The sequence below is a fragment of the Pontibacter lucknowensis genome (assembly GCF_900156415.1).
GTDB lineage: Bacteria > Bacteroidota > Bacteroidia > Cytophagales > Hymenobacteraceae > Pontibacter > Pontibacter lucknowensis.
Window position 1 is genome coordinate 891,156 of record NZ_FTNM01000001.1, and the last position, 25,720, is coordinate 916,875.

At 52.1% G+C, this 25,720-nt stretch carries 21 protein-coding genes; 9 read left to right on the forward strand and 12 right to left on the reverse strand.

Annotated features, from left to right (window positions below; translation table 11 throughout):
• Positions 1 to 78 precede the first annotated feature (78 nt).
• The gene (queA, locus tag BW972_RS04025) at positions 79 to 1,125 is read right to left on the reverse strand and encodes a tRNA preQ1(34) S-adenosylmethionine ribosyltransferase-isomerase QueA (RefSeq protein WP_007652169.1); all 1,047 of its coding nucleotides are present in this window, start codon (positions 1,123 to 1,125) and stop codon (positions 79 to 81) included.
• Positions 1,126 to 1,307: 182 nt separating this feature from the next.
• Here queA and BW972_RS04030 point away from each other — a divergent pair, with 182 nt between their 5' ends.
• Positions 1,308 to 2,555, forward strand: coding sequence for an ABC transporter permease (locus BW972_RS04030; protein ID WP_076421185.1), 1,248 nt, complete (start codon positions 1,308 to 1,310; stop codon positions 2,553 to 2,555).
• Positions 2,556 to 2,696: 141 nt separating this feature from the next.
• Entirely contained in the window at positions 2,697 to 3,560 is an 864-nt protein-coding gene (locus BW972_RS04035) for an LOG family protein (RefSeq protein WP_230392215.1), read from the forward strand.
• A 154-nt stretch (positions 3,561 to 3,714) separates the two neighbouring features.
• Here BW972_RS04035 and BW972_RS04040 read toward each other — a convergent pair whose 3' ends face one another.
• From BW972_RS04040 to BW972_RS04055, 4 genes are all read right to left on the reverse strand, one after another.
• On the reverse strand, positions 3,715 to 5,805 hold the full coding sequence (locus BW972_RS04040; protein WP_076421188.1) for a hypothetical protein: 2,091 nt from the start codon (positions 5,803 to 5,805) through the stop codon (positions 3,715 to 3,717).
• Positions 5,806 to 5,821: 16 nt separating this feature from the next.
• A complete protein-coding gene (locus tag BW972_RS04045) occupies positions 5,822 to 6,847 on the reverse strand; it encodes a DUF4249 domain-containing protein (protein WP_234986290.1) in 1,026 nt (341 codons plus the stop codon).
• A gap of 68 nt (positions 6,848 to 6,915) precedes the next feature.
• On the reverse strand, positions 6,916 to 7,971 hold the full coding sequence (locus BW972_RS04050) for a DUF4249 domain-containing protein (RefSeq protein WP_076421193.1): 1,056 nt from the start codon (positions 7,969 to 7,971) through the stop codon (positions 6,916 to 6,918).
• A complete protein-coding gene (locus BW972_RS04055; protein ID WP_076421196.1) occupies positions 7,968 to 10,652 on the reverse strand; it encodes a TonB-dependent receptor in 2,685 nt (894 codons plus the stop codon). The genes BW972_RS04050 and BW972_RS04055 overlap by 4 nt, the downstream gene beginning before the upstream one ends.
• Before the next feature lie 185 nt (positions 10,653 to 10,837).
• Between BW972_RS04055 and BW972_RS04060 the strand changes: the two genes are divergently transcribed.
• The 3 genes from BW972_RS04060 (at position 10,838) to uvrA (ending at position 14,741) form a co-directional block, all read left to right on the forward strand.
• Complete coding sequence (locus BW972_RS04060; protein ID WP_007652189.1) at positions 10,838 to 11,233, forward strand: DUF202 domain-containing protein; 396 nt, start codon at positions 10,838 to 10,840, stop codon at positions 11,231 to 11,233.
• 65 nt (positions 11,234 to 11,298) lie between these two features.
• The gene (locus BW972_RS04065; RefSeq protein WP_234986291.1) at positions 11,299 to 11,715 is read left to right on the forward strand and encodes a YidH family protein; all 417 of its coding nucleotides are present in this window, start codon (positions 11,299 to 11,301) and stop codon (positions 11,713 to 11,715) included.
• 131 nt (positions 11,716 to 11,846) lie between these two features.
• Positions 11,847 to 14,741, forward strand: coding sequence for an excinuclease ABC subunit UvrA (uvrA, locus tag BW972_RS04070; RefSeq protein WP_076421198.1), 2,895 nt, complete (start codon positions 11,847 to 11,849; stop codon positions 14,739 to 14,741).
• 65 nt (positions 14,742 to 14,806) lie between these two features.
• Here uvrA and BW972_RS04075 read toward each other — a convergent pair whose 3' ends face one another.
• Positions 14,807 to 15,379, reverse strand: a complete 573-nt coding sequence (locus BW972_RS04075) for a DUF4142 domain-containing protein (protein ID WP_076421200.1) — start codon at positions 15,377 to 15,379, stop codon at positions 14,807 to 14,809.
• A gap of 89 nt (positions 15,380 to 15,468) precedes the next feature.
• Positions 15,469 to 16,056 carry a DUF4142 domain-containing protein gene (locus BW972_RS04080; RefSeq protein WP_040573375.1) on the reverse strand — a complete coding sequence of 196 codons (588 nt, stop codon included), beginning with the start codon at positions 16,054 to 16,056 and terminating at the stop codon, positions 15,469 to 15,471.
• Positions 16,057 to 16,293: 237 nt separating this feature from the next.
• On the opposite strand from BW972_RS04080, the gene BW972_RS04085 reads away from it, so the two are divergent.
• The gene (locus BW972_RS04085; protein ID WP_234986292.1) at positions 16,294 to 17,004 is read left to right on the forward strand and encodes an ABC transporter ATP-binding protein; all 711 of its coding nucleotides are present in this window, start codon (positions 16,294 to 16,296) and stop codon (positions 17,002 to 17,004) included.
• On the opposite strand, the gene BW972_RS04090 is transcribed toward BW972_RS04085, so the two are convergent.
• The 4 genes from BW972_RS04090 to rpoN form a co-directional block, all read right to left on the reverse strand.
• Positions 17,005 to 17,724 (reverse strand): TapB family protein, encoded by a 720-nt coding sequence (locus BW972_RS04090; protein WP_076421204.1) that lies wholly within the window; start codon positions 17,722 to 17,724, stop codon positions 17,005 to 17,007.
• 189 nt (positions 17,725 to 17,913) lie between these two features.
• Positions 17,914 to 18,696 (reverse strand): enoyl-CoA hydratase-related protein, encoded by a 783-nt coding sequence (locus tag BW972_RS04095; RefSeq protein WP_076421206.1) that lies wholly within the window; start codon positions 18,694 to 18,696, stop codon positions 17,914 to 17,916.
• 65 nt (positions 18,697 to 18,761) lie between these two features.
• Positions 18,762 to 19,382 (reverse strand): hypothetical protein, encoded by a 621-nt coding sequence (locus BW972_RS04100; protein ID WP_007652209.1) that lies wholly within the window; start codon positions 19,380 to 19,382, stop codon positions 18,762 to 18,764.
• Positions 19,383 to 19,523: 141 nt separating this feature from the next.
• On the reverse strand, positions 19,524 to 20,972 hold the full coding sequence (rpoN, locus tag BW972_RS04105) for an RNA polymerase factor sigma-54 (protein ID WP_076421209.1): 1,449 nt from the start codon (positions 20,970 to 20,972) through the stop codon (positions 19,524 to 19,526).
• A 288-nt stretch (positions 20,973 to 21,260) separates the two neighbouring features.
• Here rpoN and asnS point away from each other — a divergent pair, with 288 nt between their 5' ends.
• The 3 genes from asnS to BW972_RS04120 all read left to right on the forward strand — a co-directional run bounded on the left by asnS (position 21,261) and on the right by BW972_RS04120 (position 25,018).
• The gene (gene asnS / locus BW972_RS04110) at positions 21,261 to 22,700 is read left to right on the forward strand and encodes an asparagine--tRNA ligase (RefSeq protein ID WP_076421211.1); all 1,440 of its coding nucleotides are present in this window, start codon (positions 21,261 to 21,263) and stop codon (positions 22,698 to 22,700) included.
• Between the two features lie 123 nt (positions 22,701 to 22,823).
• Positions 22,824 to 23,411 (forward strand): outer membrane beta-barrel protein, encoded by a 588-nt coding sequence (locus BW972_RS04115; protein WP_076421213.1) that lies wholly within the window; start codon positions 22,824 to 22,826, stop codon positions 23,409 to 23,411.
• Between the two features lie 71 nt (positions 23,412 to 23,482).
• Positions 23,483 to 25,018 (forward strand): hypothetical protein, encoded by a 1,536-nt coding sequence (locus tag BW972_RS04120; RefSeq protein ID WP_076421215.1) that lies wholly within the window; start codon positions 23,483 to 23,485, stop codon positions 25,016 to 25,018.
• A 66-nt stretch (positions 25,019 to 25,084) separates the two neighbouring features.
• On the opposite strand, the gene BW972_RS04125 is transcribed toward BW972_RS04120, so the two are convergent.
• Positions 25,085 to 25,579 (reverse strand): DUF4168 domain-containing protein, encoded by a 495-nt coding sequence (locus BW972_RS04125; RefSeq protein WP_076421217.1) that lies wholly within the window; start codon positions 25,577 to 25,579, stop codon positions 25,085 to 25,087.
• Positions 25,580 to 25,720: the final 141 nt, after the last annotated feature.

The window sequence follows — 25,720 nt, forward strand, 5'->3', positions numbered from 1 at the left end:
AAACTAGATGAGGCTGCAAATAAAGCAAAAAGCCCCGACTTTGGAGAGTCGGGGCTTTTCTAAATCTTATACCTGCTACTACAGGATCAGCATTACGTCGCCGTAGCTGAAGAAGCGGTACTTTTCTTTTACGGCCTCTTCATAGGCTTTCATCACCAGTTCGTAGCCTCCGAAAGCAGCTGTCATCATCAGCAGTGTGCTCTCCGGCATGTGGAAGTTCGTCACCAGGGCATTCGCGATCTTGAAGTCATACGGAGGGAAGATGAAACGATCTGTCCAGCCCTCGTTTGGCTTCAGGCGGTTACTGGCCGATACAGACGATTCGAGCGCACGCATAGTGGTAGTACCAATGGCCACAACACGCTTTTTATTATCCAGCGCTTTGTTCACCAGCTCTGCCGTTTCGTTTGGCACCTTGAAGTTCTCTGAGTCCATTTTATGCTTGGTCAAATCTTCCACATCCACAGGACGGAAAGTACCCAGGCCAACGTGCAGTGTAAGCGGCGTTACATCAACACCCTTGATCTCAAGGCGCTTCAATACTTCTTTCGTAAAGTGCAGACCAGCCGTTGGAGCAGCCACAGCACCTACATTTTTAGCGTATACTGTCTGGTAACGCTCTTTGTCTTCCGGCTCAGCTTCACGCTTAATGTACTTTGGAAGCGGCGTTTCGCCCAGCTCATTGATGGTCTTGTAGAACTCCTCGTCCGGACCATCGAACAAAAACTTGATCGTACGGCCACGGGAAGTAGTGTTGTCGATTACCTCAGCTACCAGGTCGCTGTCGCCGAAGTAGAGCTTGTTGCCAACGCGGATCTTACGGGCAGGGTCTACCAGCACGTCCCACAAGTGGATGTCCTTGTTGAGCTCACGCAGCAGGAACACCTCAATCTTGGCACCGGTTTTCTCCTTGTTGCCATACAGGCGGGCCGGAAACACTTTGGTATCATTCACTACCATCACATCCCCTTCATCGAAATACTCCAGGATGTCCTTGAACACGCGGTGTTCAATTTTGCCCGTATCGCGGTGTACCACCATCATGCGCGACTCGTCGCGGTTAGCGGATGGATGTGTGGCTAGCAGGCTCTCAGGTAGCTCAAACTTAAATTCTGATAACTTCATACTTTTTATATTACGGTATAAATCGTGCTGACTTAGAACGGCCTGTATCAAATCCTATGTCTTCTTCCCCAAAATTCAAGAAGACATACCCATGATACAATTAAAAAATCAAACCGCAAATTTACTTAGTTTGCCCGAAATATTCTTACTTTTAAGAAAATTACTTTACTGTACGTCCAACTATGATCTACCTACGCCTCATCGCTGAAAGTTTCCGATTTGCATGGCAAGCCCTTCGTGCGAACCTGCTCCGAACGATCCTCTCCCTGTTGGGCGTTACGATAGGCATTTTTGCTATCATATCGGTGTTTACGCTGGTAGATTCGCTCGAGCGCAACGTGCGCGACAGCATGAGTTTTATAGGTGACAAAGTGCTGTACGTAGAGAAGTGGCCCTGGAGCTTTGGTGGTGAATACCCCTGGTGGAAGTACTTTAAGCGACCGCAGCCTAACACGCATGAATACCGCCTGCTGGACCGCAACCTGACCAACGATGCGGGTGTGGCCATCTTCGCTAACAGAGGCCGCAACGTGTTCAAGCATCGCAATAACAATTACAGAGATGCCGGCCTGATGGGCGTTACCTTCGACTACAACAAAGTAACAGATATTCCGGTGGCAGAAGGCCGTTACTTTATACCGCAGGAAGTGGACGCAGCCCGCAACGTGATGATTATAGGTGACGAGATAGCCAATACGCTGTACCCGGGCCAGCCTGCCATTGGGCAGGAACTACGGGTGAGTGGGCATAAGTTTACGGTGATCGGGGTGATGGAGAAGCAAGGCGAGAGTATGTTTGGCATGCCTAACTTTGACCAGATGGGAATCATACCTTACGGTACCTTCAGCAAAATGTACGCGACCGGCCCTAATGGCATCGGCTCCACTATTGCGGTAAAAGGCCGCGAAGAGGACATAGGCTTACAGGAACTGGAATACGAAGTACGCGGCATGATGCGCAACATCCGGGGTCTGAAGCCCCGCGACGAAGACAACTTTGCCATCAATCGACCCGAAATGGCAACGCAAGCTGTAACAGGTTTCTTCCAGGTAGTGGGACTGGCGGGATGGGTAATTGGTGGTTTTGCCATACTGGTGGGCGGCTTCGGTATCGCCAACATCATGTTTGTGTCTGTAAAGGAAAGAACCAATATTATCGGTATACAAAAATCACTGGGCGCTAAAAACTATTTCATTCTGTTTCAGTTCTTGTTTGAGTCAGTATTTTTGAGCATTATTGGCGGTGGCATTGGCATCCTGCTCGTGTTCCTGCTCACACTTATACCGCAGGACATGATGAAGATTTCGCTATCGGCAGGCAACATTATACTGGGCCTGGGCGTATCGGCGGTCATAGGTATGCTGTCGGGGATTATTCCGGCGGTGCTTGCGTCAAACCTGGATCCCGTGATTGCGATTCGCTCCAAATAAAAAGACACAACCGTGGCTGCATAGTTTTCTTCTCCACGCTGCAGCCACACACCCTTAAAATTATTTAGTTTAATGAAGAAGGCGCCTCATTGCGAGTGTGCCGCAGGAGGCCTGCCTCCTGAAGAAGACGAAGAAAGAATTATGACAAAGCTTAGAAAGACAAGCAAAACGAAACTCAACGACGAGTCACACAACAGCGGTAGCGGACAGACTATCCTGAACCCGGACGTAAACGAAAATAAAGCAAAATCCATTACCGACCTGCGCGAAGCCGGACAGGTTTCAGCTCCCCCGGCATCTGAAGAGGATGTAAAAATCAGACAGGCTTTTGTTGACAAAGACTGGAACGAGATCAAAATCGCTGACTCATGGCAGATCTTCAAGGTGATGTCGGAGTTTGTGGAAGGGTTCGAGAAACTGGCCAAGATCGGCCCATGCGTTTCTATTTTCGGATCGGCCCGCACCAAAAACACCCACAAGTACTACGTCATGGCTGAGGAAATCGCAGCCAAGCTGGTACGCCATGGCTACGGCGTAATCACAGGCGGCGGCCCGGGTATTATGGAGGCCGGCAACAAAGGCGCGCACTCCGAGGGAGGCAAGTCTGTAGGCCTGAACATACAGCTGCCGTTTGAGCAGTTCAACAACATCTACATCGACTCTGACAAGCTCATCAACTTCGATTACTTCTTTGTGCGCAAAGTGATGTTTGTGAAGTATGCGCAGGGCTTTATCGTGATGCCGGGCGGCTTTGGTACGCTCGACGAGCTGTTTGAGGCGATCACGCTGATCCAGACCAAGAAGATCGGCGCCTTCCCAATCGTACTGGTAGGTCGTGAATACTGGGGCGGCCTGATGCAGTGGGTAGAAGATGTAATGCTGAAAGTAGAGAGCAACATCAGTCCTGAGGACTTAGACCTGGTGCATATCGTGGATGACCCAACGGAAGCCGTGAAAGTAATCGACGAGTTCTACAGCAAATACCTGCTGTCTCCGAACTTCTAAGAGAAAAACATTCCCACAAAAAAACGCCTCACTGTTCTTCAGTGGGGCGTTTTTATTTAGTTGTACCGTCTTTCCATAGCTGATACCTCAGTGACTTTATGCAGAAAGCATGCACAAGCAGGCCATTAGCTAAAATTCAACCTTAGTTTGGCTTCTAGTTTAGCAGCTTTACCTCAATGGAAGTGCTTCCGCTTACGGGAAGGCCTTCGGCTGTCTGCCCCTGCACCCGTATCTCAAATACTCCTGTCTCATCGGAGGTATAGCATGTAAAGGTGGCATTTCCGTCAGCTCCAACCTGCAGGTGCGGCTGCCAGTAAAGCTGTTGCCGGAAGTCTGGCAGTTGAGTCTGCACCGCGTCGTTAGAGGCAGCGGCCGGCACTACAAAATTCCGGGGCAAGTTGTATTGTTCATACAACACAGGCAGGCCCTTCGCTTTTAGTCGCTCCCGAGCCTCGCCGCTTTTGGTATAGATGGCAAACATGCCATTGTCTACCAGGCGTCCCAGGTTGCCGGCGTACAGCTTTTCCTCAGACCAGGCTATCTCGATAGAGGCGATGTCGTTCAGGTCGAGCGCCATGATCTCGTCCATATTCTCCAGGATGACGCCGTCCAGCAGGTATAGCGGTTCGTCCTTCATCATGCGTTTGGTTCCGGGGGCCACGTAAAGCAGCCGCACGGTTTGCTTACCCTTTTTCTTACGCATGCGCAGGTTAGTGGTCACTTCCCGGATAGTCTCCTCTACATCCTGAAAAGCAACGTAGTCATCCAGCTTGAACACCCGGTCGGCTGGCAAACGTGGCAGTGGAGAGGCAGCATGTGGTTCTGTCAGGCCATAAATGTCCTGGATATTAGTGCGGGTATAATGCTTCTGCGCGACGCTTATTACGTGTGGGGGCAGCGCCTGCACAAAAGCCGTGTCCAACTGCTTGGCAAAAGCCTCCTGCTGAAAAGGCCCCTTTACGGCTTCCTGCCGCATAGGCTCCACCAGGGGCTCCCGGGCAAAGCGGGCCTCTGTTTCATTTTTTGTGATGGCCTCCCAGAGCTCCACGTCTGTTTCTTGTTCCAGCCGCATGCCGTTTGCAACTACAGATCCGCTGGGCTGCTTTAGCTTGGCACGACGCTCTGCCACAGAGGCTGTGAGCATAGCAGTGGCAGGCAACCCCTTGACTGTAACAGTTACCTGCTGCCGGGTGCCGTACTGCTGGCGGTCGGCCTGTACTTCTATACCTGTTGCACGTGGCATCGTGATGCGCTGTTCAGCTTCTACCATACCTCCCGTGTTGAGCAGCAGCAACCTGCACTGCGGCTGTTCTGCATCTGACCACGGCACGGTGATCTGCTCTGCCCCCGTCACGTGCTGCGCGAAGTATACCTTGCTCCCCGACGCTGCCACCAGCACATGACCTGCCGCTGATTGCCCCTGCACCCTTACTTGTATACCTGTTGGGCTCACTTCCCCAACTGCCAGGCTTACGCCCTGTTTCTTTGGTTTGGGAAGCGTTACCTGCTGTGGCGTATAGTTAGCTGCCTGTACCTGTGCTACCAGTTCCTGCTGTTCTGTGGCCGCCAGGCTAAACACGGCTACACCTGACTCGTCGCTTTTAAAGGAGGCAATGGTTTGCCCGGCTGTATCAGCTACTATACCTTGGGCGGCTATACCTATACCTGCTGCGTTGGTCACGGTCGCTACTATTTTGGTAGGCACTCCCGCTGGCCAAACACCAGACTCAGGTAAAAATCGTACCTGCAGGGCTTTAGCTGCTGCTGTTCGCCCTTCCAGCGCCTTTACTTCGTTCGGGTTGACTACGGTGAGCTGTTCCTGCCAGTGCTGTCGCGTACTGAAGTTCCGCATCCAGTTGGTGGCAGCCCGCAAGGTATAACTGCCCGAAGGCATGTTTTCAGGCAACAGGAAATCTCCCTGTGCTTTTCCATCCTCCAGCACCAGTCGCTGGTTGATCAGGGTGCTGCCTTTTGCATCCAGCAGCTCTACATAAAGCACCCGACTCGCGGGAGCAGTGGAGCTTTTGCGCACAGCGGCACTGTACCAGAGGCGCTCACCAGCCATGTACCAGGACTGACTGTGCACCAGTTGTACCTGCTCGTCTGAGAGCTGGCGCTGTACCTGGGCGGCGGCGACTTTGGCAACCTGCTCCTGCTGGGCAAAAGCCGGCATGCTGAGCAAGGGAGCAACTGCCAGCAGCAGCCTGGCTGTTATTTTGGGGATGTTGTAAAAGGCTATGTGCATCTGTTTGGTTTAAAGGTTAGAAGCCGATTGGCCGTTGGTCAGTTACATTCGGGTACAAGAAGGTATAGCGACAATCGCCAATAGGTAATTCATATGGCAAACCTGGAAAAGGCGCATAGAACATGCGTTGGATCACGATAAAATCTTCCACCATGGAAGAAGCAGTGAAATACCCGACTACCCGTTCTTCGCGATTGGTGACGCTGTACATGTTACCGTTAATGCGTGCCGGAGGCGGATCGAAAATACTGCCCACACTCGTCTGCTGTTCATTGAACAGGCGCCAGAACTCGTAAGCCTCGCTGGTCAAAGAAAACTGCCTGATCTTAATGCGGTATTTGGTTGGGATATCGGCAGGCACCACCACCACGGGCTGCTCAAAGTAGCGTCCGTTCACCAGTCTGTCATTATTCGCCACCACTTTGGTGTTGATGCTACCCATGTTGGCCCAGCACACGGAAGGCACTGGCGCATCACCTGTGTTGGTGTAAAACTCAAACACCCCCTCTGTGTCCCAGCGATAGTAGTTGCCTCGCTCTGGCGGGTCCTGCACCTGGGCCTTTACTTCAAAACCCACCGACCTGCGCTCGATCAACATGCCCGCTGAGTTGCGCACGACGTCTACAAATTGCTTAAACTCATAGCTTATGCCTTGGATGGCTGGTACCGGGCGCAGCAGTTCCGGACGCGATGCATACTCCCGGCCGTCAGGCAAGGTGATGTGCAAGGAATAGCTTCGGCCCTGCTCTACCTGGTAATCGCTTTCTTCCAGTGTATACACGCCGGTTCTGCCTTCTTCATACAGAGGCATGTTGTTGCCGAGGTTGTCTTGTATGGTTACAGTGGCATTGTGCACACGCTCTACAATCACCTGCTGGCTTTCGCTATCAAAGGGGGCGGTCCAGGTGAGGGTTACTTTGTTCAGTTCCGGGTTATTCTGATCTGTGATCATGCCACTCACCACCAGTGACTTCTGCTCTGTGCCGGTCTGGAGCTCAAAAGGATCCACGCAGGCCTGCAGCAGAATGAGGATCAGTAACATGGCCCACTGCCGGATTTGACGATATGTGTTTTTTACTCGCTGCATTGAAAGACAATAATCTGTAAATCTTAAAAACCAGCCGGCTTCATGGCAGTGCTGTTCGGAAAAAGAATCCGGCAATCCTGGGGCGGTACCACAAAAGGGGGCTCATAAGGTCCGCTCCGGAAAGGAGCGTGCACCGCTCTGTCGATCAACACGCCTTTCTCGCTTACCCCCGAAGCGCCAAAATACCCGATCACCTCTTCTGCGGGCTTGCTCAAACTATACAGGTTGCCCCGTATTTTGGCCGGAGGCGGATCAAAAATGCTTCCCACACTGGACTGCTGCTGTTCAAAAAGCCGCCAGAACTCATAGGCCTGTGCTGTGAGGGCATACTGCCGCACTCTCACCAGATACTTGGTGGGCATGTCAGCAGGCAGCACCACGACCGTCTGCTTGTGCATGTTCCCGTTAAAAAGCCTGTCGCCGGCAGTGACAGCTCTGCCTGTAACACGCCCTGCAAAAGACCAGCATTGGGTGGCAGGTATAGGCAGTGCGTCTGGAGCGCGACTGAAGTACTCGAATACACCGGTTGCGTCCCAACGGTAGTAGTTCGCGGTGCCAGCCGGATCTGCTAGAGTAGCGTATACCTCAAAGCCTTCTGAGGTTTGCTCCACCAGTTCACCGCTGCCGTTTCTGACTACTTCGGTAAACTCTTTGAAGGTATAGGTGACGTGCTCCATCTGTGGAGACGGCTGCAGCAGTTCGGGTACTGATTCATACTCCCGGCCATCGGGTAACCTGATGTACAGTCTATAGTGCTGACCTGCTTCCCCGGCCAGGTACTGAGGCAGGAAGTAAACACCCCGCTCCCCCTCTATCAGTTGAAATCCTGTACCCCGATTGTCCAGAATCTTTACATAGGCCCCCAGCACAGGCCTGTTGAACACCACCTTGCTTTCACCGTCAAAGGGTTCCGACCAGGAGAGGCTCACTTTGTTGAGGCTTTCGTCAGGCCGATCCGTGATCAGCCCGCTCACCACCAGTTGGGGCTCTGTCTTCCCAGTCTGTATCGCGATCGGATCGACGCAGGCATTGGAGCTCAGGCCAACTACAGTCACCAGCCAACTCAGCAGCCTTTTCATCGTGTGATCTTGAAATTGTAAGTAATAGCCGGCACCGCCGACCCGATCACTGACAGCCTATAGGCCTGCGGAATAGTGCCGCCGTAAGCAGGCTTGAAGAATACCGAATAAGGGTTCTTGCGTCCGTACACGTTGTATACCGAGAAGGCCCAGCTGCTTACCCAGTTGGCGTTCCGCTTGTTGGTGCCATCTATCACAAATGCCAGGTCCAGGCGGTGGTAGTCTGGTATGCGGTGCTGGTTGCGGTCGCTGTAGTTCACGATCAGCAACCCATCGATGTAGCCCACTGACTCCGGATAAGTAATAGGCCTGCCGGTACTGTAGGTGAAGTTCGCTGACAGACTGATCAGGCGGGTAAGCTGCTGGTTCAGGACCAGGGTAAGGTCATGCGGCTTGTCGAAGTTGGCGGGGAAGAAGTTACCGTTGTTGATGCGTTCCTCTGGTGTGGGGCCATTCACACGGCGCAGCGATCTGGAGTAGGTATAGCTTGCCCAGCCCGTGAGCTTTTTGCCTTTGCGGCGCATCATCAGTTCAAGACCGTAGGCCTTGCCCTCGCCCGGCAGCAGGTCGGCATCAAGGGTACTGTTGAGCAGCAGCCGGGCTCCGTCCTTATACTCCACTAGGTCGTGCAGCTTTTTGTAGTAGGCCTCCGCCGAGAGCTCGATGGTATTGTCCTGCAGGTTTTTGAAAAAGCCAAGCGCTACCTGATCACCGATCTGCGGGCGCAGGTTCGGGTTGCTCGTTTTCCAGATATCTACCGGAGAGGCCGCTGTTGTATTGGAGATCAAATGGATATACTGCGCCATGCGGTTGTAGCCCAGCTTCACCGAGCTATTTTCGCCCAGGCTTATCTTTAGTGAAGCACGCGGCTCAAAGTTTCCATACTGCTGTATCACACCGCCGTTGCTGTAGCTGAGCGTGTCTATAATAGTAGACTCACGCCGTGGTGACTCCGGATCGTACACGTACACATCGCCCGGCCCCAGGTTATAGTAAGAAGAGTAGCGTAGGCCGTAGCTGACCGAGATTCTTGGGTTGAGCGTGTATTCGTGGTCCAGGTATAGCGCGGCTTCAACGGAGCGCTCACGAGGCATGCTGACAGGCAGCAGACTGGACAGTTCTGAGCCGGGCGTCAGAGTGCCTGGACTGAATTCATACCAGGAGGACGAGGCGCCCAGGCCTACCTTATGCCGTACAGTAGGTTCGTAGTTCAGGTCTGCCCTGATTTGCTTGTATTTAATCTCTGAGTCAAGGGTATAGCTGTAAGGCTCTGTTTCGGCTTCTACGCCATAGTCATAATCACCCACCACACCCGTGACACTCGACAGAAGTTTGTCATTGAAGGTGTGGTTCCAACGAGCAGTCGCGGTGGCGGTACCCCAGGTATAGGTGGTATCAGCCCCGAAGCGAAAACCGTCGCGGCTCAGGTAGCCAGACACCATCAGCTGGTCTTTGTTGCTGAGCGTATAGTCGACCTTGGCATTGAAGTCGTAGAAGTAGCCGTCGCTGTCGCGCACGGACTTGTCCGGTACGTAGCGCAGTGCCAGCCCGGGGTAGGCACCACGAGCTCCGAGCACAAAAGAAGCTTTGTCTTTCAGCAGTGGTGCTTCCACCATCAGGCGGCTTGCCAGCAGACCGATACCACCGCTCAGGATTGGCGCTTTCTTGTTGCCTTCTTTCAGCTCCACGTCCAGCACCGATGAGATGCGGCCACCATACCGCGCAGGTATACCACCGCGGTACAGGGTAACATCCTGCACCATATCCGGGTTGAATACGGAGAAGAATCCGAACAAGTGAGACGCACTGAAAAGCGGCGCCTGGTCTTGCAGGATCAGGTTCTGGTCGATACTGCCCCCCCGCACATTGAAGCCGCTGGCCCCCTCTCCTACGGTGGTCACGCCGGGCAGCGTAATCACGCTCCGCAACACGTCCACCTCTCCCAGAAAATTAGGCATTTTGCGCACTTCCTGAATCGACAGGCGGGCCACTCCCATTTCGAGACTCTCCACATTATGGTCAGGCGCTTTGGCCGATATCTCCACTTCCCGCAACTGGTTGCTAACTTCAAACAATTCCACGTTCATGGTGCGGCTCTGCTGTAAACTAACCCGCCGCTGGTCTTCCACCATGCCGATGGCCCGCACCCGCAGGGTATAGTTACCGGCGGGCACCGACAAGGTATACCTGCCCTGCTCGTCGGCAACGGTACCTTTCCCAATCTCTACGAGCAGCACGGTGGCGCCAATGAACGGCTCGCCTGTTTTGGCACTACGCACCTCTCCGCTCAGCGTCACAATGCGTTCGGCGACCTGCCCTGCAGCTGCTGCCTCTGACAGCACCGTATCGGACCGAAAAATGGAAGCCGCAGAAAGAGGCACCAGCACGACGGTGTGGTCATCATACAGCACGAATGAAAGGCGGGCTTTCTCCAGAAGCTTTTGCAAAGCACTTGTGAGTGGTTCCTGCTCAAAGGTCTTGGTCACTTGTATACCTTCCACCCAGTCAGGCTGGTAAAACACGCGCAATCTGTGCTTCTGCTGCAGGTCTTGCAGCACTGCCTTCAGGGGCTGGTTCTGATAGCTGGCGGTGAGGCGCGGTTGCCCGGTATCCTGCGCCCAGGTATAACCTGACAATAGCATCAGTACTGCAAGCAGAAAATAGTGGTAGCGTCTTTTCATAAAACGGAGGTGCAGTTGGCGTATGTGCGCAGCAGGTATAAAAGGAGCTACTTTGCACCTTAGCAATATATAGTTTTAACATTGAATTTGAAAATTTTGAATTCGGTTCTAACTAAAGGCTTTATCTGATTGCCATTACCTTAGCCCAGTAGAATCGTACATAATAACAGGAAAGCCCCAAGCCTATGTCAGACGCGGACAAAGAGTTGATCAAGAAGCTCAAGAAGAAGCTGAAAGTGCAGGAGCAGAAAAACGCGGAGATACGTGACCACATGGCGGCAGAACGTACCATCTTCGCCAATGAACGTACCCTGATGGCCTACCTGCGCACGGCCATGACCATATCAGTAGGTGGTTTTGTGGCCATCAAGCTTTCCGATGATCTGTACTTGGAGATCATTGGTGTCATTTTGATCCCGATTGGTATTATACTGGGCGTTTACAGCTTTGTCAGGTATAGGCACAAGCAGCGTATCATTGAGAATCACCACCAGGGCTACTGCCCTACCAGTCATGAACACGAGCGGGCACACAGCGAAATGCTCGAACCCGGCGAGAATGGTAAACAAACCTCTGCCTAATGCGTACCTGCTTATGCCCGCCGTTATAAAGACAAGGCACGCTGCTGCTACCCCTTTCCTTCTGTTTGTTTCGTATATTTCTCAAAAAAATAGAATCGATGCCTGTGCAGGAGCAAGACGAAATCAAGAAACTGCGTAAGAAGATCAAAAAGCTGGAAAAGAAGAACGCTGAGATCCGGGACGAGATGGCTATACAACGTACCATCTTTGCCAATGAGCGTACCCTGATGGCTTATTTCCGAACGGCTATTGCACTTATTGCGGGGGGCTTTGCTGCCATTAAGTTCTCTCAGCATGTTTACATGGAGCTGATCGGCTTAACGCTATTGCCTATTGGTATACTGCTGGCAGTGTATAGCTTCGTGCGCTACCTCAATAAGCAGAAGCTGATCCAGCGCCATCGGCAAGAATACGAGCCCACAAGTCACCACCACGAAGAACTTCACGAAAAACAGGCATCGCGCTACGGAAACATAGATTGAGGTATATGCTAAGGATAATTGCTGAAAGCTAAACCATTTAGCGCTGATCTCTGTTAAGAAGGGTTAGCATCTCCGAGTCCGGAGGAGCCGATATTTTTGTACCTTTGCTATTTAAAATCAAGCATTCCTGAATGGCTTTTAATCAAGCGCAAGACACAGCAAGCAGCACCGACACTGCCTTTTCGCTAAATGGCGAAACACAGCAGATTGAAGTATACGGTGCCCGCGAACATAACCTCAAAAACATTTCCATCAAGCTGCCCCGCTACAAGCTGGTCGTTTTTACCGGCATTAGTGGCTCGGGCAAGTCCTCGCTGGCTTTCGACACCATATACGCCGAAGGACAGCGCCGCTACATGGAAACTTTCTCGGCCTACGCCCGCTCTTTCATGGGCGGACTCGAGCGCCCCGACGTGGACAAGATCGAAGGCCTCTCGCCGGTAATCTCCATCGAGCAGAAGACCACAAGCCGCAACCCGCGTTCTACTGTGGGCACCATCACAGAGATCTACGACTTTATGCGACTACTTTGGGCCCGCACAGCCGAGGCGTATAGCTATGTGACCGGCGAGAAAATGGTGCGCCAGAGCGATGACCAGATCGTGAACCACATCCTGGAGAACTTCGACGGTAAACGCATTGTGGTACTGGCCCCGGTGGTGAAAGGCCGTAAGGGCCACTACCGCGAGCTCTTCCAGCAGATCCGCAAGATGGGCTTCATTCGGGCCCGTGTGGATGGCGAGCTGATGGAGATCGCCCCGAAAATGCAGGTGGACAGGTATAAGATCCACGACATCGAGATCGTAATCGACAAGATCGTGGTGAAGGAGGAAGACCGTTTCCGTTTGTCTGGCTCTATCCAGAATGCGCTCACGCACGGCAAGGGCACGGTGCTGATACTGGACGTGGACGCTGACAAGACACACTTCTTCTCCCGTCACCTCATGGACCCTGCCACAGGTATAGCCTATGACGATCCGGCTCCAAACTCTTTCTCGTTCAACTCGCCGTACGGTGCCTGCCCGGTATGTAACGGCTTGGGAGAGATTCAGGAGATCACCGAAGAGTCTGTTATACCTGACAGAAGTTTGAGTATTCGTCGCGGAGGTATAGCGCCATTGGGTGAGTACCGAGATATCTGGATCTTCAAGCAGATTGAAGCCCTTTTCAAGCATTTCAAGGTATCGGTTTCGACGCCGATCAAAGATCTGCCGGAGGACGTGTTGCGTGTTTTGCTCTATGGTTTGGACGAAGAGCTGGAGGTGAATACCAAAAAAGGCAACTATGTGGTCGAGTTTGAGGGCATTGTCAATTTTCTGAAAGGGCAGATGGAATCTGACTCCGACAACATCCGCTCCTGGGTGGAGGACTTTGCGCAGACGACGACCTGCCCGGAGTGTAACGGGTATAGACTCAAAAAGGAGTCCCTGCACTTCAAGATCGCTGATACTAATATAGGCGAACTCTCGGTGCTGGATATCAACAAACTGGCTGCCTGGTTTGAGGGCGTGGAAGACCGCATGAACGAGCGTCAGAATGTGATTGCCCGTGAACTCCTGAAAGAGATTCGCAAGCGCATCGGCTTCCTGCTGGATGTAGGTCTGGACTACCTGAGCCTGCACCGTCCTGTAAAAACCCTTTCGGGCGGCGAGAGCCAGCGTATACGCCTGGCCACTCAGATCGGCACCCAGCTCGTGGGCGTACTCTACATCATGGACGAACCGAGCATAGGCCTGCACCAGCGCGACAACGAGCGCCTCATCAAAGCATTGCAGGACCTTCGCGATCTGGGCAACTCCATCATTGTGGTGGAGCACGACAAAGACATGATCCTGCAGGCCGACTACGTGGTGGACATCGGTCCGGGCGCAGGTATACACGGCGGACAGGTGGTAACTGCCGGCACACCGGAAGACATGATGAATGCCGGCACCACCACAGCAGACTTCCTGAGCAATAGAAGAGGTATAGCGGTGCCGCGTGTGAAGCGTCCGGGCACGGGTGGGGTGCTGAAGCTGAAAGGTGCTACGGGCCACAACCTGAAAAACGTAACGCTGGAGCTGCCGCTCGGCAAGATGGTGTGCGTAACGGGTGTATCGGGCAGTGGCAAGTCCTCGCTCATACATGACACGCTCTATCCGATCCTGAACACGCATTTCTTCCGGGCCAAGCGTGACCCGCTTCCTTATAAGAAAATTGAGGGATTAGAGCATCTTGATAAAGTGATTGAGGTGGACCAATCACCGATCGGTCGTACGCCACGATCCAACCCGGCTACCTATACGGGTGTGTTTACCGATATCCGTACGCTGTTTGCGCAACTGCCGGAAGCCAAGATCAGAGGGTATAACCCAGGTCGTTTCTCGTTTAACGTGAAGGGCGGCCGCTGCGAGGCTTGCGAAGGGGCAGGTATGCGCACGATCGAGATGAACTTCCTCCCGGACGTATACGTGCCGTGTGAAGTCTGCAAAGGCAAGCGCTACAACCGCGAAACACTGGAAGTGCGCTTCAAAGGCAAGAGCATCACTGACGTGCTGGATATGACGGTAGAGCAGGCAGTGGAATTCTTTGAAAGTCAGCCGCGCATACTTCGCAAGATACAGACACTCAACGAGGTGGGCTTAGGCTACATTACCCTCGGTCAGCAGGCGACTACCCTATCGGGCGGTGAGGCACAGCGTGTGAAACTGGCTACAGAGCTTTCCAAGAAAGACACGGGCAAGACGCTCTACATCCTGGACGAACCGACAACCGGTCTCCACTTCCAGGACATTGAGCACCTGAGCGAGGTGCTGCACAAGCTGACTGACAAAGGCAACTCGGTGCTTATCATTGAGCACAACCTCGACCTGATCAAGATCGCCGACTGGATCATCGACATCGGACCGGAAGGCGGCGAGGGCGGCGGCACCATTGTGGCTGCCGGCACGCCAGAGGACATCGTTAAAAAAGGCAAAGGCTATACCGCCCGCTTCCTGAAAGAGGAGCTCAAGACCAGCCACTACCGCGAAAACGGTCAGGCTTAAAATCAGGTATAGCTCAGCATATTTGAAAAGTCCGCTGCTAAGGTATAGCAGCGGACTTTTCGTTTTTAGATGCTTCCGAGTCTGTCTTCGAGTGCTTCGGCCTTCTGCAGGTGCTGCCGCAAGAGTGGTAGTTGCTTGGAGGCAAACTGCTTGACATCCATATTGATTGCGTTCTCTGCCATGTCTTCGTAGCGTTTCAGCAAACGATTGTGCTCTTCGCGTATACGCTTGATGTAGGCCAGGTCAAATCCTATACCTGTTTCGCCACTCACTTCATTGTATACCTTCTGATGCGAACTGCCCAGTTCGTTAGGTACCACAAATTCGCCTTGAACAGCTACATCCTGCAGGTCTTCCATCACACGACGGTGACCTGTGCTCATATCCTGCGCCATTTCTTTTACTTCGGGGCTGACAGCTCTCTCCAAAGCCAGGTCGCCGAGCTGCACCTGCAGCATATTTGCGCTGGTGGCCTCTGCTATAAACAGGGCGTCGTTTTTCATGCCTTGCACGCCAGCGGCCTCAAACTGCTCTACGCTCTGGGCGGCTGCCTGCTCTATGCTATCGTCTCCGCCACATGAGGTGCTGCCCAACAGCAATAGGGCGCTCGCCATATACACCGTAAATTTCCGAATCATACACATGGGTTTAAAACAGGAACATCTGCAACCATAAGGGCTGCAGATGCTCAAGATAGTCTTTTTATAAAATAAATCAGAACAAGTGCTTAGTTATTACCAAGGCCGTCTCTGATCTGCTGGGCACGATCACGATGCTGGCGCAGCTTTGGAAGTGTCTTGCTGGCAAATGCCTTCACATCTGCATCTGCGTAGTTTTCATCTTCTGCCACATCCTCAAACATGCTGATGTCGCTATCGTGCGCGCTCACCATTTTGTCCATATAGTTTCTGTCAAACTCAGCACCTTGCTTGTCGCGCAAATCACGCATCTGGTCCATGTGCTCGTTGCTCATGCTGTCAGGCAGTGTGATGTTTTTGCTGGTTGCCAGCGTGCGCAGTTCGTCATTTGCCGCTGAGTGGTCCTTTACCATCATGGCGGCAAACTCCTTCACTTGTGGGTTGGTCGCACGTTCCTGCGCCAGTTTACCTGCCTCTACTTCCATCATGCTGCTGCTGGCTGCTTTGGTCACAAACTCAGAGGCCTCTACTCTTCGGTCCTCCATGGCAGTGTCCTCAAAGGTTTGTTCGGTGGCTTCCTGTGCCTGTTCTACGCTGTCGCTGCCCGAGCCGCCACAGGCCATTGTGCCGAACATAAAGGCACATGCCATTAATCCTGTTGTTGCAATTCTTTTCATAGTGTTATTTCTTGTTAATAGTAAAATAGTTTGAACAGATTGGTATACGCCCCTAATGCAATGTTGTTATATTATGTGCTTTTAATATAGTAGACACAGTCAAAAAACCGCTGTTTGGAGGATTTTTCGGGTTAAAGTGAGAGGGTATGCAACCCAGACGGAAAAGGCTACAACCATCTCAGGCATAAAACGATATATACCTGAAACAAGCCTGCAACCCTTCTTAAGCCATACCTTATGACACGACTATTGGCCTTGCGCCCCACCGCAGCTTTGGTATTCTTCTATTGTTTTATGATTTGTACCGCAACCCATGCACAGGTAACGGAGCAGGAAAGGGAGGATCGTGCCGAGATGGCTAACATTGACCGGGACCATGACAAGGTATTCAAGATACACCCGCTGCACTACGGAGAAGTCTTCGTTTCTTATGAAAAAGTGCGCGCACCCGGTATCAGTAACGAGTTCGGACTGAGCTATTTTTACAAACTGCACATGAAGGGCGATGGCTGGTCAACTAATATAAAGGATGTGATGGGCATCGGCATCCGGATGAGTCAGCGTTACTATACCTCTAAGAAGAAACCTGCTCCTTTCGGCTTTTTCCACGGCCCTATGTTCAGCTACCGCTTCATTGTGTTTGAGCGCAATGTGTTTGACCTGCCGGACGTGCCGCCCAACGACCCTGACTTCAGGTATGTAGGCCGGCTTTACCAGAATGTCATAGACCTGAGCTACCACCTTGGTTACCAGTTCCGGCTGGGCCGTCACTTTACCACAGAGCTGTCAGGAGGACTTGGAGGGCGGGTTAAGATTGCCAATGCCACCAACGGCGGAGACCTGATCAGGGAAAACATCATCGGGCATGTGGTGCATTCCGATGAAGGCGCCGTCTTCACGGTGGGGCCCTCTCCGCAGCTGAACTTCTCGATCGGCTATTCTTTCTGATTACTTATTGATTTTGTTGAGCACGCTGTAAGCCATTAGTTTGTCGTTGCGGTAAGTTTCCGACTTGATCCAGCCGGTGCCGGGCACAAACCACTCTACCGTTTGCATGCGGGTACCGGGCATTTTCATTCCCATGGCACGGGTCTGCACCTCCATGTCCTGATTTATCTTGAAGCCTTCGTAGGTGCCGGCCGGCACCTCCAGCCGCTCTTTGTTGCCCACAGTGCGTCCTGTCACCTGCATCGTGATCGTGCTCATGTTCTGGCCGCTGCCTTTGTCTATGACGTTGATGGTGAAGCTTCCGTCTTTGAGTTGCTGTCCCGGACTGAGGGAGGCCGGGTAGTCCATGTGGTCGCCCTCCATTTTAACTTCCATGTTCTTATAAGCTTCCATCATATCCGGGTTCATAAGCGAGCGCATGTCTATCCAGATGGAGCCGTTTTCGCAGCCTACCTGGTAGCTGCCTTCGTTGGCCATTTTGCCTTTCTCATCATACATCTGGGTATGAACCGTAGCCTCCAATTTATTGCCGTCGCGCCGCACATCTGTCACCTTGTAAAGCATACGGCCTGTAAGTTTATTGCGCTGGTTGTAGTTGAGTATCTCGTACTCTGCATTTTCAGTTAACAGCATATAGCCGTTGCAGTCCTGCGCATGTGCAGGGGTGGTCAGCAATACCCATAGCAGTACAGTCGTGATGAGGAGAAACTGATTTTTCATAATTTTAAGCTAATTATTCCTTTGAATACTACTGTATGTATACTTGATGTAGTAGTTGTGTGCCCATCATATTTCAATTTATGTGTGAAAGGGCTGTTAGCATGGGCGAATGGCCTAAAATGCGGGGTATAAAAAAAGCCGGACACTGGTTCCGGCTTCTATACTTATGGTAAGGACTTATATGCTGGCCTAAGCACCCGTGAAGTTCGGCTTGCGCTTTTCGTTGAAGGCAGTAACTCCTTCCTTATAGTCTGCTGAGTTACCGGCTATTTTCTGGCAGTGCGCCTCGTAATCCAGCATCTCGTCCAAGGTGGAGTTAAATGACTTGTTAAGCATCTTTTTCATCAGGCCTATCGCTTTGGTCGGTGCCACGGCATAACGGGCCGCCAGCTCAGCCACAGCAGCGTCGAGTTCTTCCGGTGCTACCACTTTGTTGACCATACCTAGCTGCAGGGCTTCTTCAGCGCCCACCTTGGAGCCAAGGGTACTCAACTCAAAGGCCTTAAGTGAACCCACCACACGCGGCAGGAAGAAAGACGAGCCAGAGTCCAGCACCAGGCCCACGTTCACAAACACTTCGATCATACTGGCAGCAGTAGAGGCAACGATCAGGTCACAGGCTAAAGCAAGCGAGCAACCGGCACCTGCGGCCACACCATTTAGCTTGCAGATAATTGGCTTCGGAAGGTTTCGCATCGCCCGTATGATCGGGTTATACCTTTTCTCAAGCGACTCCGACAGGTCGCGCTTGTCGGCACTGGCGATGGCCTTAAGGTCCTGACCAGAGCAGAAGGCCTTACCGGCACCCGTCAGGATAACTACCCGCACACTGTCGTCGCGCGTTACCTGCTTCAGAGCATCCTGCAGTTCGTAGCTCTGCTTGTCGTTAAACGCGTTGAAAACATCAGGTCTGTTCAGCGTGATGGTCGCGACGCCATCCTGCACGTTGTATAGCAAGCACTCGTAGTTCATGTTGTCGTTTGTTTATAGTAGAGATAACCAAAGGTATAGATAATCACCCTGAAGAGCAAAAACCGCTATAATGCCACCATGCCTGCCATGAGCACCAGCACAAGCCCTGTCAGAAAGCCGGTATAGGCTTGCGCCGGGGTATGAGCATGCAACGCCAGCCTGGCTGAGAGCACTGCCCCAGATACCAGGATCAGCAATATGATAGGCATGAGCAAACCTGCTTCGGGCATCAGTTTGTTCACCAGCAAAAGCACACCTAAGGCCCCTCCCAGTCCGATGCCGTGCGCACTGATCTTCCAGAAGAAGGATACGAACCAGGCCACAAAGACAGATGCGGTGATCACCCCCATTACAAAATAGAAAAGCTGATCAAAAACAGGCTCTGAGTAAAACAGATAAGTCGTGACCGCATAGCAAATAGCCGTGAACAAAAGCGGCTTGCTGCGCTGCTCGCGTCGGTCAATCTCATACGAGTCGATAAAACCGGTTTTGAACATCGCAAAAGCTCCTAGCCCGGGCACCATGAAGGTGCTGAAGAAGATCATGCTCAGCACAATCCAGCGGCTCTGGAGCGGAAGTGAGATAGAGGAAACCGGCAAAAAATATAGGATGATGACGAACAGATAGGTCGGCATCAGCAGTGGGTGAAACGCAATAGACAAAAAGCGGGCAAGGGAGCGGTTCAAGTAGAGTTTAGGAGTTTAAAAGTTTGGGAGTTGAGGAGTTAAAAAGTTCAGAAGGTTTCACTTGTAGAAACAGGTCGTGACTTGTCCAATCGTGCACCAAACAATCAGCAATCAACAATTTACCCATTTAGACATCAACAGTTAAAGCTCCTTTCGCAAACGTGCTACAGGTATGTTGAGCTGCTCACGGTACTTGGCCACGGTACGGCGGGCAATGTTGTAGCCTTTATCGTTCAGGAGCTTTTCAATTTTCTCGTCGGACAGTGGCTTGCGCTTGTTCTCTTTGTCAATGATCTCTTTAAGAATATGCTTCACCTCACGGCTGCTGGCATCCTCACCAGAGTCAGTGGCTATACCTTCGGAGAAGAAGTACTTGAGCGGGTAAATACCGAACTCAGTTTGCACGGCTTTGCTGTTGGCAACACGGCTCACGGTACTGATGTCCATCCCGATCTCCTCGGCAATATCTTTCAGAATCATCGGGCGCAATTGGCTTTCGTCGCCTTCCAAGAAGAAATCGTGCTGATATTTAATGATGGCCTCCATGGTGCGCAGCAGTGTGTTTTGGCGCTGGCGTATGGCGTCGATAAACCACTTGGCCGCATCCAGTTTCTGCTTCACAAAGGCCACCGTCTCCTTCAGCTTCTTATCCTTCTTGTCCGACTTGTCGTAGGCATCGAACATATCGGCATAGGAGCGGCTGATGCGCAGGTCCGGGGCGTTGCGGGAGTTGAGCGACAGCTGCAGCTGCCCGTTTTCGTTCGTCAGGATGAAGTCAGGTATAATGTACTGCACCCGCGTCATGCCGGCACCGCTGCCACCTGGCTTCGGGTTAAGCTTGATGATGACGTCGATCGCTTTCTTCAGCTCTTCTTCCGATACGCCAAACTTGCTCTGTATCTTCTGGTAGTGCTTCTTGGTGAACTCGTCAAACGAGTCTTTGATGATGCGCTCAGCCAACCGGATGGTCTCGTCCTGCTCGCGGCGCTCGAGCTGCAGCAGCAGGCACTCCGGCAAATCACGTGCGCCTATACCTGCCGGATCAAAGGTCTGTATCATGTGCAGCACCTGCTCGATCTCCTCCTCCGTGGTCATCACGTTCTGAGAAAAAGCCAGGTCATTGGCAATAGAGCTCAGGTCGCGGCGGATGTACCCGTCGCTGTCGATGCTGCCTATGAGCTGCATCCCGATCGTGTACTGCTTGTCGTCGAGCTCCAGGAAGCCCAGCTGGTCCATCAGGTTGTCGGTGAGCGAAGTGGACATGGCGATGGGCATTTCACGGTCATCGTCATCATCGCCACCGCGGTCGCCCTGCATCTTGTAGCCGCTTATCTCGTCATCGTTCAGGTAGTCATTGATGTCGACATCGTCTTTGCCGTAGTCGTCATCGCTGTCGTAGTCGTCTGAGTCGGAGTCGCTGTATTCGTTTTCGGGCTCTTCACGGCCTTCTTCAAGCGCTGGATTCACCTCCATCTCCTCTTTTATGCGCGCTTCGAGCTCAACAGTAGGTATCTGCAGCAGCTTGATAAATTGTATCTGCTGCGGCGATAACTTCTGGGATAAGAGTTGTCTTAAATCGAGTCGCTGCATAGTGGGTGAAAATGGATTCTGGCGCCTGTCAGTGCACCTTCAAATTTAGGATAATTTTACTCGCATTTACAAAAAAGGTTAAAATATCGTTACTTTGAGGGATTATTGAAAAAGGGGCTATACCTAAGTGTCAACGCAGGTTAACTTGCCTGCTACTGAACTTTACCTAAGCAGATTAGAGTCGTCCCTTTGAAGGTGTTAGCGCATCTTTTTCTATCTTTTTTGAAGGGCAGAGAACTATACCCTAACTTATAATTTGTTCAGACACATTACGCTACTAGAAATAACATGCAACGCACAAAAGTAAAAGAGCTACTGACGGGTGCCGGTGTAGGCAACGAGGTTTTATTGAAGGGCTGGGTACGCACCAAGCGCGGCAACAAATTTGTGAATTTCATCGCCGTGAACGACGGCTCCACGATACAGAACCTGCAGGTAGTAGCCGATGCCGAGAAATTTGGCGAGGATGCGCTGAAGGACGTAACCACCGGTGCTGCCGTAGCCATTACGGGGCAGCTGGTAGAGTCGCAGGGCAAGGGACAGGCCTACGAGATCATGGCCAATACGATTGAGGTGCTGGGCAAAGCCGATCCGGAAACCTATCCGCTGCAGAAGAAGGCGCACTCGCTGGAGTTTTTGCGAGAGATCGCTCACCTGCGCTTCCGTACCAATACCTTCGGGGCCGTGTTCCGTGTGCGAAACTCTTTGGCTTTTGCCGTACACAGATTCTTCAACGAAAAAGGCTTCGTGTACATGCACACGCCGATCATCACGGCCTCTGACGCAGAGGGCGCCGGTGAGATGTTCCGCGTGACCACGCTTGATCCGCAGAACCCGCCTGTTACCGAAAACGGACAGGTAAACTACGAAGAGGACTTCTTCGGCAAAGCAACCAACCTGACCGTATCTGGTCAACTGGAAGGCGAACTGGCAGCCATGGCTTTCAGCGATATCTATACCTTCGGACCGACCTTCCGGGCAGAGAACTCCAACACGGCCCGTCACCTGGCTGAGTTCTGGATGATCGAGCCGGAGATGGCTTTCTATGACCTGAAAATGAACGCTGACCTGGCCGAGGAGTTCATCAAGTACATCATCCGCTACGCGCTGGAGCACAACCGCGAGGACATTGAGTTCCTGGGCCAGCGCCTGACAGAGGAAGACAAGAGCAAGCCGCAGAACGAGCGCCAGGAAATGACCCTGCTTGAGAAGCTGGAGTTTGTAGTGAACAACGACTTTGAGCGTGTGACCTATACTGAAGCCATCGACATCCTGCTCAACTCGAACCACTACAAAAAGAAGAAATTCCAGTACGACGTGAAGTGGGGCATCGACCTGCAGAGTGAGCACGAGCGCTACCTGGTGGAGAAGCATTTCAAGAAGCCGGTGATCGTAACCGACTATCCAAAAGACATCAAGGCCTTTTACATGCGTCTCAATGACGACGGCAAAACCGTGGCTGCTATGGACATCCTGGCGCCGGGCATCGGCGAGATCGTGGGTGGTTCGCAGCGTGAGGAGCGTATGGACATACTGGTGGAGCGCATGAAGAGCGTAGGTATACACGAGGAGGACCTCTGGTGGTACCTGGATACCCGCCGTTTCGGAGGTTGTCCGCACGCCGGCTTTGGTCTGGGCTTCGAGCGCATGGTGCAGTTCGTGACCGGTATGGGCAACATCCGTGACGTGATTCCATTCCCTCGCACACCGAAGAACGCAGAGTTTTAACACAGGCTATACCTGTACAACAAAAGAGCCCGGCTATACCTTAGCCGGGCTCTTTTGTTTTGACCTGAAAAAGCTATTCCGCGTTTACCTATCTTTATGCTGCTAACTTATTTCTAATTCTCTATGCACAAACTCTACTTACTACTCTTTACAGGACTCTTTACAGGACTCTTTTTGCTTTACTCTACTACGATGATGGCACAGGAGCAAGCCTCCTCTTCTGCAAAGAGGAAGTATACCAGTATCAAAATAGGACCAAGCCTTACGGCTTTATCTCCCAAGGGCGAGCCCTGGTTTGGCGGACAAATTGGTGCCCATGCCGGCATCTCTTATCTCACCATGGAAAACGACTGGCTAGGTATACAGCTAGAAGCTCAGTATTCATTACAGGGAGCAAAGATAAACAGAGGCCACCTGCTGCTGCATTACCTGAATGTGCCAGTACTTGCCAAAGTCTTTCTTGCTCCCAATGTAAGTTTACAAGGAGGTGCCTATGCAGGTCTGCTACTGTCTGAGCGTTATGAGTTTGAATCTTACTCTTCCAGGCCGAACATGAAAGGAGCAGATCACGGATTATTGTATGGGCTTACCTACGGAGATGAAGCCGGACTGACCTTTAGCCTTCGTCACCAGGTAGGCTTGGTCAAAGTAATACACGCTAAAAACCAAGTATTCCAACTATCCTTATCCTATTGCATCAGTAGCAAGTAGTGTTACTAATTTATCTTTTTGGCTAGAATTTTGCTATCACAACTAAGATTAATCCTTAATAAATTAAACTTATGCGATATATATTTTTAGCCTTGCTCCTGCTCGGTTTTGCCGCTCCGGAAGTGCGTGCGCAGCAGGAGTTCGCCAGCCTGGAGCTGCCCCTGCGCCGCGCCGAAGATCTGGTGTCGGTGGCCGATGGTGACGGTAATGTCTGCCTTTACTTCTTTCAGGGTGGCAAGCTGCACTTTAGTCTGGTAGATGCACAAGGGCAGACCGTGGCGACTCAGGAGATACCGTACCGCAATGGCCAGCAGCCGCAGGTGCTGGGCACCCGCGTAACCGATACTGAGTTTGTGTTTTACAGCCGGTATGTAAACGGCAGCAAAGAGTTTGTGCGCCCGTTTGCCGTGAACAGGTATAGCGGTGGTTTCCGTAGCCTACCCGATGTTCCGCTGCGCCGTGACAGGAACGAGACGTTTGTCGGGGCCTTTGCCGATGCATCACATTTTTACATGATCTACACCGACAAAAAGGATAACCTGATCCTGCACCGTGAACTGGATGAAAGCTACTACGAGAAGAAGACCTTCCAGATGGCTGACCTGCCGCGCACCCGCACCCGGGGCGAACGCCAGCAGGAACTGATCTTTGTGCACCCCGATCTGGAACGCACCGTGTTTGCCGGTCAGCACCGCAGCAAGATCTATACCCGCGGTGATAAGCTATACCTGGTGTTCGACGGCTTCTCTCTCCGTGGCAAGAAGAAAGAGCTGACCACCGAGATTCTGACGCTCGACTGGCCAAGCGGCCAAACCGAATACCGCACACTGCCGTCGCTGGCTGTTAAAAGCGAGTCCAATTTCAACTCTTTCCTGCATGCCAACACCCTTTTCCGGGTACAGCTAGAGAAAGACGAGTTTACATTGACTGCCTATAACTTCAACACGCTGCAGCCAATTAAGGAGTACAGGTATACGGCCGACCAGGATATCGACATCAAAGCCACGCCAGTGCACCAGCGGGGGGCAGGCGCCTTGTTCTCTTCAGGCAATAGCGTGATCGAGAAGACCTCTAAGGTGATGCGAAACCTGTCGACGGGTAAACCTGCCATTACGGTGGATGCCTTCAACGACAGCACACTGCAGCTTACCATCGGTTCGTATCAGCCACCAAGCCGCCGGAACATAAACGGAGACCCGGGCAGACTGGTGCGTACGCCCGATCGTTTTATCCAGACCTCACGTGGCTTATACCTGATGCCAGGTCGTTGGGTGCCTGCTTATACCTTACCGTATAGCTACAGTATGTTCCCTTACAACCGCTACTACTATGATCCGTTTTATAACCGATCCGGTGAGCCGGTAGGGCCGGGAACGAGTACCTATTTCAGGGCTGTGCTCGATAGTGAGACGCTTGAGAAAGCTTATGTAGCAAAAGACGACAGTACCGCCGCCACCGTGCAGGACAAGATAGAGGCCTATGAAGAAGAGCTGAAGCAGACGCCGGAGTATAAGACACTGTACCGCTACGGCAATAACAAGCTGCACTACGGCTATTACGACAAGCGCAGTAAGACCTTTAAGATACTGGAGTTCACACAGAACTAAGCCCAATAAAAAAGCTCCGCCGGAATTCGGCGGAGCTTTTTTATTGGGCTTTATACCTGAGAGCTTTTACAAACCCATCATTTTTTGGATCTTGGCCTGCACGGCCGGATCCTGCTGGTAAGCCAGCATGATCTGCTCGTAGCGCTCTACTGACATGCCATCTTTTTGGATAGCAGCCTCCATGTTCTTCTCAATGTCAGGTTGCATTTCCATCATACGTCCGATCGCTTTATTGAAAGCGGCCTTCTCTTCTGCTGTGCCTTCGGCTTCAGCCAGCTTCTGCTGCTGATGTGCCTGCGCCAGGGTGTTGAATTTATCGACGCTTAATTTCTCTTCTTCCAGAATCACCAGCATGGCTTTTTCGCTTTCCTGCTGCAGCTCCATCAAACGGGTACTGGCATCTACAAAGAGCTTGATATCCTGATCAGAAATAGCTTGCGTCTGCTGCTGCGGTGCTTTCTGAGGCGTAGCCTGCTGGGCTACAGCGCTACCGCCTATTGACACGAAGCCTACAACAAGTCCTGCCACGGCAGTGGCCTTCAGTTTATGTAAAAAATTCATGAGATTCGGGGTTAAAAATTTTGAAATGATGAATAAAGAAAGGCAGGTTCTCTCGATTACCACTTAAACTATACCTTATTTCAGAAAAATAGTTTTCGGAGGCCTGCTTCCGATCGGCCAAGGTTCCAAAAACCCTGCCAC

Coding starts and splice junctions, on each gene's coding strand:
- BW972_RS04080 (WP_040573375.1), bottom strand. CDS start 16,056: ATGAAAAGAATTGCAACAACAGGATTAATGGCATGTGCCTTTATGTTC.
- BW972_RS04095 (WP_076421206.1), bottom strand. CDS start 18,696: ATGAACTACGAGTGCTTGCTATACAACGTGCAGGATGGCGTCGCGACC.
- queA (WP_007652169.1), bottom strand. CDS start 1,125: ATGAAGTTATCAGAATTTAAGTTTGAGCTACCTGAGAGCCTGCTAGCC.
- BW972_RS04045 (WP_234986290.1), bottom strand. CDS start 6,847: ATGTTACTGATCCTCATTCTGCTGCAGGCCTGCGTGGATCCTTTTGAG.
- rpoN (WP_076421209.1), bottom strand. CDS start 20,972: ATGCAGCGACTCGATTTAAGACAACTCTTATCCCAGAAGTTATCGCCG.
- BW972_RS04050 (WP_076421193.1), bottom strand. CDS start 7,971: ATGAAAAGGCTGCTGAGTTGGCTGGTGACTGTAGTTGGCCTGAGCTCC.
- BW972_RS04120 (WP_076421215.1), top strand. CDS start 23,483: ATGCGATATATATTTTTAGCCTTGCTCCTGCTCGGTTTTGCCGCTCCG.
- BW972_RS04060 (WP_007652189.1), top strand. CDS start 10,838: ATGTCAGACGCGGACAAAGAGTTGATCAAGAAGCTCAAGAAGAAGCTG.
- BW972_RS04035 (WP_230392215.1), top strand. CDS start 2,697: ATGACAAAGCTTAGAAAGACAAGCAAAACGAAACTCAACGACGAGTCA.
- BW972_RS04125 (WP_076421217.1), bottom strand. CDS start 25,579: ATGAATTTTTTACATAAACTGAAGGCCACTGCCGTGGCAGGACTTGTT.
- BW972_RS04040 (WP_076421188.1), bottom strand. CDS start 5,805: ATGCACATAGCCTTTTACAACATCCCCAAAATAACAGCCAGGCTGCTG.
- BW972_RS04085 (WP_234986292.1), top strand. CDS start 16,294: ATGACACGACTATTGGCCTTGCGCCCCACCGCAGCTTTGGTATTCTTC.
- BW972_RS04030 (WP_076421185.1), top strand. CDS start 1,308: ATGATCTACCTACGCCTCATCGCTGAAAGTTTCCGATTTGCATGGCAA.
- BW972_RS04090 (WP_076421204.1), bottom strand. CDS start 17,724: ATGAAAAATCAGTTTCTCCTCATCACGACTGTACTGCTATGGGTATTG.
- BW972_RS04075 (WP_076421200.1), bottom strand. CDS start 15,379: ATGATTCGGAAATTTACGGTGTATATGGCGAGCGCCCTATTGCTGTTG.
- asnS (WP_076421211.1), top strand. CDS start 21,261: ATGCAACGCACAAAAGTAAAAGAGCTACTGACGGGTGCCGGTGTAGGC.
- uvrA (WP_076421198.1), top strand. CDS start 11,847: ATGGCTTTTAATCAAGCGCAAGACACAGCAAGCAGCACCGACACTGCC.
- BW972_RS04115 (WP_076421213.1), top strand. CDS start 22,824: ATGCACAAACTCTACTTACTACTCTTTACAGGACTCTTTACAGGACTC.
- BW972_RS04055 (WP_076421196.1), bottom strand. CDS start 10,652: ATGAAAAGACGCTACCACTATTTTCTGCTTGCAGTACTGATGCTATTG.